The sequence below is a fragment of the Wolbachia endosymbiont of Drosophila barbarae genome (assembly GCF_044752445.1).
Lineage (GTDB): Bacteria > Pseudomonadota > Alphaproteobacteria > Rickettsiales > Anaplasmataceae > Wolbachia > Wolbachia pipientis.
The window spans coordinates 1-7,382 of sequence record NZ_JBIXJM010000250.1 but is presented as its reverse complement, the minus strand read 5'-3'; the positions used below and the strand labels follow the sequence as shown (position 1 = coordinate 7,382).

The window sequence follows — 7,382 nt, the reverse complement described above, 5'->3', positions numbered from 1 at the left end:
AAGTAGTGCTGATGTATATTTTTTCTAACCTATATAATCAGTTAAGTAAAATACAAATAAGTTACATTAATAAATTTGAACATGATCTTATTAATTATTTTCATACTGTACACCCTGGGGTTTTAAAAAAGTTGTCAAATGACATGAGTGATGATATAAAAGGTGATATTTTTAACATTGTGAGTAATTTCGTTACTCAATTTAATTGCGTTTAGGTGGTGATTATGGCTTCATCCATTATTAATAAATTTCCTATGACGAGGGAAGGTTTTGAGAATATGCAAGCCGAACTTGAAAAATTAAAGGAAGAAAAACCTTCTGTGATACAGGCTATTTCTGATGCTCGTGATCAAGGTGATTTGTCTGAAAACGCAGAGTATCATGCAGCACGGGAAAGGTTAGGTTTTATTGAAGGCCGTATAATGGAGATAGAAAGTAAGCTCTCACATGCGGAAGTAATAGAAGTAAAAAATTTGTCTGGTGATTCAGTAATGTTTGGTGCAACTGTGACATTAAGCATGTTAAGTGATAATAACGGTGAAGTGGAATATGTTTATAAGGTTGTAGGCGAATATGAAGCTGATGTTTCAAAGCAGTTAATATCTACTAGTTCACCACTTGGGAGTGCCTTAATCGGCAAAAAAGTCGGTGAATATGTGGAAGTGACAGTGCCAAATGGAGAGAAATTGTATAAAATAGTTAAGATTGAATTTAAGTAAATTATTATGGTACAGGCCACTTATGCTTCAATGAGTCTACCAGGTATTTCTTCTGTGGAAGATGTATTAGAGGATGCTCGTTCCGGTAAATTATTCATTTTAGTTGATGATGAAAATAGAGAAAATGAAGGCGATTTGATTGTCTTAGCTGAGAAAATAAAGCCGGAACATATGGCTTTTATGGTTAGGTACGGTACAGGGGTTGTTTGCTTAGCAATGACTAAATTTCACATGAAAAGGTTGGGCCTTAATTTCATGGAGAAGAAAAATATTGGTGAAAATCATACCGCATTTACTACATCAATTGATGCACGTTATGGCATTACAACCGGTGTTTCAGCAGAGGATAGAACGAAAACTATACATGCTGCTATCAACAAGGATGGTACTCAGGATGACATCATAACTCCAGGTCATGTTTTTCCTGTAATTGCACATAAAGGTGGGGTGGCACAACGTGCTGGTCATACTGAAGCGAGTGTTGAAATGGCGAAGTTAGTAGGGTTTGATCATTCAGCAGTTATTTGTGAATTAGTGAATGATGATGGCTCTATGATGCGCTTACCTCAGTTACTTAAATTTGCTGAACAACATAAAATTAAGTTAACTACCATCGACAAACTTATCAGTTACGTTAAAAATTTAAACTAGCGTTTATAAATTTGTATAATTTAAGTGTTAAAATATAGAATTTCTATAAATTATACAAGCACAGAATTTTCATGTTTAGAGTTGCTAAGTTTTTGACCTTATTGTTCTTTTTTGCATATTGTAATAATGCTTACTCTATTAACATTATTAGAGATAGTGAAGTGGAAGCAATAGTGAAAGAGCTAGCGCAACCTTTATTTTCTGCTGCGGATATTGATCATGAGCAAATAAAAGTTTTTATAATTAATGACAATTCGATTAATGCTTTTGTAATTAACAATAACAGTATTTTCATTCATTTAGGACTTTTACAATATTCGGCTAAACCTTATGTCCTGCTTGGTATATTAGCACATGAGATTGCTCACATATCTGCTGGTCATATATTGCAAATGAGTAGTGCTATGGGTTATTTTCAATCGATAGCAATGATTAGTTATATGGTAGGATTAGTTTCTAGTATTATCATTAACCCTCAGGTTGCTGGTGCAATTTTGCTTAGTGGTGTAGCGTTTAGTTCAAGGCTATTTTTTAACTTTTCTCAAGAGCAAGAAAGTGTAGCAGATAGCTATGCTTTAAGGTATCTTGATGAATCTGGCTATGATAATTCAGGTATGAAAGAGATTTTTGATTATTTTAAAAGTATTGAGCATGAGAACACCGAGGAATATTTCCGCACTCACCCACTTAGTGAGAAACGTATATTTGCTGTACAAAATTATAAGGTTAAAAACAACGTAAAACCAATTTTTGCGGATAAGTTACTAAAGTTTGAGCGTGTGGTTGCCAAGCTAGACTCTTTCTTTGCTCCTATTCATGTGTTATCTAATAAATATGAAAATAATTCTGAGTATGTAAATGCTATAGTTTGCTATAGGCAAGGAAAGATAGAAGAGGCTATTGCTAAAGTTAATTCATTGATTCAAGAGTCACGCAATGACCCATACCTATATGAATTAAAAGCAGAAATGCTATACAAGGCCGGAAATTTAAGTGAAGCAATAAAAATGTATGAGGAATCGCTTAGGTATTTATCTGAGAAAAACAGTTATTTAGTGAAACTTGCATTATCTCATACTTTATTATTACACGGTGATGCAAAAAAGGCGATTTTTTACCTGGAGCAGATTTTGAATGTAGAACCAGATAACGCTTTTGTCTGGAAGTATTTAAGCATTGCATATAAATGTGAAGCTGATACGGCAATGCATTATTTTGCCTTGACAAAAAAGGCTTGTATTGAAGGTGATTTAAAGCAATTTACAAAATATGCTGAGCTAGCTGTTAAAACTTTACCAAAAGATAGCCCTTATTTGTTGCAAGTTGAAGATATGAAGCGGTTTAATGGATAACAAAAAAGCATTTCTGCACTTTTTGGATTATTTTTGTCCACACTTTTCCAACATAGTTTTTGCTTCATCGCTTACATTGGGCATAATTTTCGTTATGATAGTTTTAGCGCCAAAAAATACACCACAGAACATGCCAAGAGCAAAGAGGGCTGGCCACGGCATCCTGCCAAATATTGCAAGCAAAGCTGCACCAATTATTACTACCGTCATAAGTGGACCGCCTATCCCCCAAACATAACCAATAATATTGCATATTACTTTAGTTGTGTCATCCACATCAGGGTCAGCTGCATAACCTGAGAAAGAGAAAAGCAATACTACGCAAAAAACACTAAAAAATTCCATTATAGAGCTCATTTTTTTGCCTCTAAGTAATAAATTAACCTAAACCTACACCTACACATTTTTTATTTTAAAGTAAAAATTATAATTTGTCCATACATAAGTGTTGCTACATAAATAACCCACCATTAATATTGAGCACATGCCCTGTTATATATTTTGCTTCATCACTTGCTAAAAACAAGACCCCTGCTGCTATTTCTTCCCCTGTTCCCATTCTTTTCATTGGAATATTATCTAATATTTTTCCCTTTTGTCCTTCATTTAAAACTTCAGTCATTTTAGTATCTATAAACCCAGGAGCAATACAATTTACTGTTATATTACGACTTGCAACTTCTTTTGCTATGGATTTGCTCATAGCTATTATTCCAGCTTTAGACGCCGCATAATTTGCTTGCCCGGCGTTTCCTGTCAGCCCTATTATTGAGGAAATATTTATAATTCTTCCCCAATTATTCTTAATTAGTTTTCTGCATGCTTCTCTACTCAGCTTAAATGTAGAGCTCAAGTTAATATCAATTACTTTTTGCCATGCTTCATCTGTCATTCTCAATAATAAACTGTCTCGCGTAATACCCGCATTGCATACGAGCCCGTCAAAGCCTTCCATCAGCTCACTTGCTCTATTTATTAGTTGATTTACTTCCTCAGCATTTGATAAATCACAAGGGAGTACATGCATGTTTTTTTCATATTGTTTAGCAACTTCTTCGAGCACTTCTTTTTTTGTGCCAGAAATACATAAAGTTGCTCCGGCTTTGTGCATAATTTTTACAATTGCTTGCCCTATTCCGCCTGATGCGCCAGTAATCAGGAATTTTCTGCTTTCCAATTTAAGCATAATAACTTTATATTATCTTAATTCCTAACAGAATATTGACTAGTTGGCAATAGATTTCTTACATAATATAAGTAACTCAGATATTCACAAAATAAAGAAAAAGTTATAATAAAGTTAAACGTCAAAAAATTTTAAAAACATAGTTGATGCAGGAATTGTTACTAAATAGTTTATTCTGGTGCTCTACAGTCTAAATGGAATGCTTAAATTATAGATTCTTTGTTTTTGTGTGTTATCTTGAGTTAACACAAATTCACAGTAGTATTATGATAAGTAAGTTAAAAAAGCTTAGCGCTGGATTTTCTTTGACAGGCTTGATTGGCCATGGTGATAATATAAATATGCAAGGAGCAAAAAATAAAAAGAAGAAGTACCCAAAATTTTTGGATAAGACGTTTGCATTGATTGATGCAGTGATAAATTTTATTTTAAAACGCGAAAGTAATAACGTAAATGAAGTCCTGAAAGTAACATGGGGACCACTATTTTTTGGTCTGGTAGTAATACTCATCTTTTTTGGGATAGGTGGTATTTGGTCGGCTATAGCTCCAATTGACGGTGCGGTGCATGCAAGTGGAGAAGTTATTGTATCTTCAAATAGAAAAATAGTTCAACACTTGGGCGGAGGAATAATAAGCAAAATTTTAGTAAAAGAGGGTCAAGCAGTTAAAAAAGATGAGCCTCTAGTTTTGTTGAGTGATGTTAACGAGAAGGCGAATTTAAGTATCATCAAAGAGAAGCTCTTATCATTTTTAGCAACAGAAGCAAGGCTTCTTGCAATCAGAGTAGATTTGGACACGCTCGAGTTTCCTGATGAGGTTAAAAAATTATCTCACGATGAACTTGTAAATAAAGCGATAAAGAATCAAGTAAAGTTGTTCAACTCTCAGAGAAAGAGCATATTGGGAAAAACAGACATACTGCAACAACGTATAAAGCAGTTAAATGATGAATTAGCGGGGCTAAACTTTCAACTAAATGCAGCTCATAAGCAATATGACTTGATAACTGAGGAGTTGGAAACAAAAAGACAATTACTTGATAGTGGCCATATAAGCAAACCGCACATTTTAGCTTTAGAAAAGCAGTTTGCTGAAATTGAAGGCAGAGTTGGACATTACCGTTCTGCAATATCTCAAGTGCAGCAAAAAATTGGAGAGAACGAATTAGAAATTATAAACGTGAGAAATGATTCTCAAGAAAGAGCAAACGCTGAACTTAAGGAAGTTAGTACGTCTATTGCAGACTTGAAAGAGAGACTGATGGTTGCTGAAGACTCATTAGCACGTACAATAATTAAATCGCCTCAAGATGGGATAGTCACAGATATAAGATACCATACTGAAGGTGGTGTTATACAATCTGGAGTTCCGATCATGAGCGTAGTGCCATCGGATGATGACCTAATAATAGATGCTAAAATTCAGACCAGAAACATAGAAGAGATACTGTCAGCACAAAAGAAAGATAGCAACATAGTCTCTATTGATGGGCTAGAAGGGCTAAAGGTTAAAGTTCGTTTAAGTGCTTACAGTGCACGTCGTTTAAGTTTAATTAATGGTATAGTAAGCAATATTTCTCCCGATGCCCTTGATGATCCAAGGCTAGGGCGTTATTATTCAGTACGTGTAGTGATACCAAAACCAGAGCTTGCTCAGTTTAAAAACGTATACCTATACCCTGGTATGCCAGCAGAAGTGTACATAGTTACTCAATCTCGTACTCTTTTATCATTCTTGTTTACGCCTATAATTGCAACAGTCGATAGGTCTTTTATAGAAAGGTAGCTCACTCGTTAAAGTAGTAGTGAAAGTGCCGTAATAAAATTTAGGTACATAATTAGACAATAGGCTTCTTGACCTTACCCAGAAAAAGTGGAGAGAAAGAAAGGAGTTTTTTCGGGTAAAATAAAATTTTGGAGGATTAGAAATGGCAAGAGAATATACGGCAGAATTCAAATTGGAAGCTGTTAAGCTGGCAAATGAACAAAGAAAGGCAGGTCAAACAATTACAAAAATAGCAAAGGATTTAGGAATAAAGGGTGGTTTATTAGGAAAATGGATAAAGAAACACAACGAAAAAAAGTCAGCGGCAAATGCATTTCCAGATGTAGCACCTTATGACAAAGAGAGATTTGATTTACAGAAAGAGTTAGCAAAAGTAACAAGAGAAAGAGACATTTTAAAAAAAGCCCTGGCCAGTCAAAAAGAGTAAAATATTTTTTCATAAAAGAGCATATTGAGGAAGGCCGGTTATTTGGGAGGTGATATCAATGGAAACACCAGCCTTAAGTAGGTTTTTTGCGACTTCAATTTTTTCTTCTTTTCTGCCTTCCTCTTTCCCTTTCTCCCTGCCCTTTTCATGCCCGATTTGGATGCCTTCTTCTCTAGCATCATCAAGTTTTTGAGCGAGGATGCCTTCTTCTTTCCGCAGATCCATTATCCTTTCTTCGTACGCTATCAGATCTTTCTCATTCCAGCGAAACTTGTCTAACTCATCGTATGCTAGCTTTATTATTGGCGATTTTTCTGCAATATCTTTTAGGTCTTCATCTGTAGTATCTTCTGCATACTTGAAAAAAAAGCACCAGCGCTCTATTGTACTTTCTAGCTGCTCTACTTTGTTTTTTGCGAATTTAGGCAACTCAATAAAGACAAACTGAAAATCTTTTAAGTAATGTCCGTTGGTTTTTATATCTCGTATATTATGAGTGGAAATATACTCAACCTCCTCAGGAAATAGCGTATTATCGGAAATAGCAATAAAGAATACTGTTTTTAAATCGATGTACTCGCCACCTTTTCCAACCTGCCTTGAATAAGCTTTAGCAGCATATAGCTGAGCGCGTTTCTCAAAGACTCTATCACGAGCGAGCTGCATCTCAATCACGTATCTGAACCCACTAGAATCCTTGCAAAGGACGTCAACAATGCTTTGTTTATCAGAGGCGACTTCAGGATCCATATAGGTGCTAAGAAACTCAACTTCTTGTATAGTATCTATCCCGGTAAATCCTAAGATATCATTGAGGAAGTGAATAAGAATGTTTTTATTTCTTTCGGTACCAAAGACCTTTTTGAAGGTTAAGTCTAACTTTGGATTGAGAAACTTAGAAAGAGCCATAGCAAGAATACCTAAAAAGCATTAATAATTATACACAATTCTGAAGAAATATTCAACTCTTTTATGCTGAGGTCTATTAAAGTGGTAAATTTAGCTGAATTTCAAGAGTTGGCAAAAAACTACCTTCATAGATGATCCTAGAATGCTACTACGCACCTTAGACGTCCTTTTGTACATCTTTTTATATCCCCATCGTAAAGCGCCTAAAAACCCCGGCAAATGAATTCATGAATTTAGTAGCTATAAAAAACTTCAAAAATACCTATTTTGGGTGTGAGAGGCTAAACTTCTAAGAAACTCTTTCTGCTAGTAGCTCTTTTTTAATCAAGACATAACCAAATTCACTAGCTT

Annotated in this window: 7 protein-coding genes and 2 pseudogenes; 6 read left to right on the top strand and 3 right to left on the bottom strand. The window is 34.9% G+C overall.

The window, feature by feature from the left end; all coding sequences use genetic code 11:
- The 4 genes and pseudogenes from ACIPNH_RS06560 to ACIPNH_RS06545 form a co-directional block, all read left to right on the top strand.
- Positions 1–215: pseudogene (locus tag ACIPNH_RS06560) on the top strand (F0F1 ATP synthase subunit alpha); the annotation flags it as partial.
- A 9-nt stretch (positions 216–224) separates the two neighbouring features.
- A complete protein-coding gene (gene greA / locus ACIPNH_RS06555) occupies positions 225–719 on the top strand; it encodes a transcription elongation factor GreA (protein WP_007549342.1) in 495 nt (164 codons plus the stop codon).
- A gap of 6 nt (positions 720–725) precedes the next feature.
- Positions 726–1,370, top strand: a complete 645-nt coding sequence (gene ribB, locus ACIPNH_RS06550; protein ID WP_007549343.1) for a 3,4-dihydroxy-2-butanone-4-phosphate synthase — start codon at positions 726–728, stop codon at positions 1,368–1,370.
- Positions 1,371–1,441: 71 nt separating this feature from the next.
- Complete coding sequence (locus tag ACIPNH_RS06545) at positions 1,442–2,722, top strand: M48 family metalloprotease (protein WP_265024428.1); 1,281 nt, start codon at positions 1,442–1,444, stop codon at positions 2,720–2,722.
- 27 nt (positions 2,723–2,749) lie between these two features.
- On the opposite strand, the gene ACIPNH_RS06540 is transcribed toward ACIPNH_RS06545, so the two are convergent.
- Positions 2,750–3,079 (bottom strand): TrbC/VirB2 family protein, encoded by a 330-nt coding sequence (locus tag ACIPNH_RS06540; protein ID WP_400772335.1) that lies wholly within the window; start codon positions 3,077–3,079, stop codon positions 2,750–2,752.
- Between the two features lie 94 nt (positions 3,080–3,173).
- Positions 3,174–3,908 carry a 3-oxoacyl-[acyl-carrier-protein] reductase gene (fabG, locus tag ACIPNH_RS06535; protein WP_015589136.1) on the bottom strand — a complete coding sequence of 245 codons (735 nt, stop codon included), beginning with the start codon at positions 3,906–3,908 and terminating at the stop codon, positions 3,174–3,176.
- A 266-nt stretch (positions 3,909–4,174) separates the two neighbouring features.
- Between fabG and ACIPNH_RS06530 the strand changes: the two genes are divergently transcribed.
- Complete coding sequence (locus ACIPNH_RS06530) at positions 4,175–5,695, top strand: HlyD family type I secretion periplasmic adaptor subunit (RefSeq protein ID WP_174516815.1); 1,521 nt, start codon at positions 4,175–4,177, stop codon at positions 5,693–5,695.
- A gap of 142 nt (positions 5,696–5,837) precedes the next feature.
- Positions 5,838–6,145, top strand: a pseudogene (locus tag ACIPNH_RS06525) (transposase); the annotation flags it as partial.
- On the opposite strand, the gene ACIPNH_RS06520 reads toward ACIPNH_RS06525, so the two are convergent.
- Entirely contained in the window at positions 6,132–7,031 is a 900-nt protein-coding gene (locus tag ACIPNH_RS06520; protein ID WP_400772329.1) for an Rpn family recombination-promoting nuclease/putative transposase, read from the bottom strand. The pseudogene ACIPNH_RS06525 and the gene ACIPNH_RS06520 overlap by 14 nt on opposite strands.
- Positions 7,032–7,382 lie beyond the last annotated feature (351 nt).

Excerpts from the sequence above, each read along its gene's own strand:
- greA (WP_007549342.1), top strand. The coding sequence starts at position 225 with ATGGCTTCATCCATTATTAATAAATTTCCTATGACGAGGGAAGGTTTT.
- ribB (WP_007549343.1), top strand. The coding sequence starts at position 726 with ATGGTACAGGCCACTTATGCTTCAATGAGTCTACCAGGTATTTCTTCT.
- ACIPNH_RS06545 (WP_265024428.1), top strand. The coding sequence starts at position 1,442 with ATGTTTAGAGTTGCTAAGTTTTTGACCTTATTGTTCTTTTTTGCATAT.
- ACIPNH_RS06540 (WP_400772335.1), bottom strand. The coding sequence starts at position 3,079 with ATGAGCTCTATAATGGAATTTTTTAGTGTTTTTTGCGTAGTATTGCTT.
- fabG (WP_015589136.1), bottom strand. The coding sequence starts at position 3,908 with ATGCTTAAATTGGAAAGCAGAAAATTCCTGATTACTGGCGCATCAGGC.
- ACIPNH_RS06530 (WP_174516815.1), top strand. The coding sequence starts at position 4,175 with ATGATAAGTAAGTTAAAAAAGCTTAGCGCTGGATTTTCTTTGACAGGC.
- ACIPNH_RS06520 (WP_400772329.1), bottom strand. The coding sequence starts at position 7,031 with ATGGCTCTTTCTAAGTTTCTCAATCCAAAGTTAGACTTAACCTTCAAA.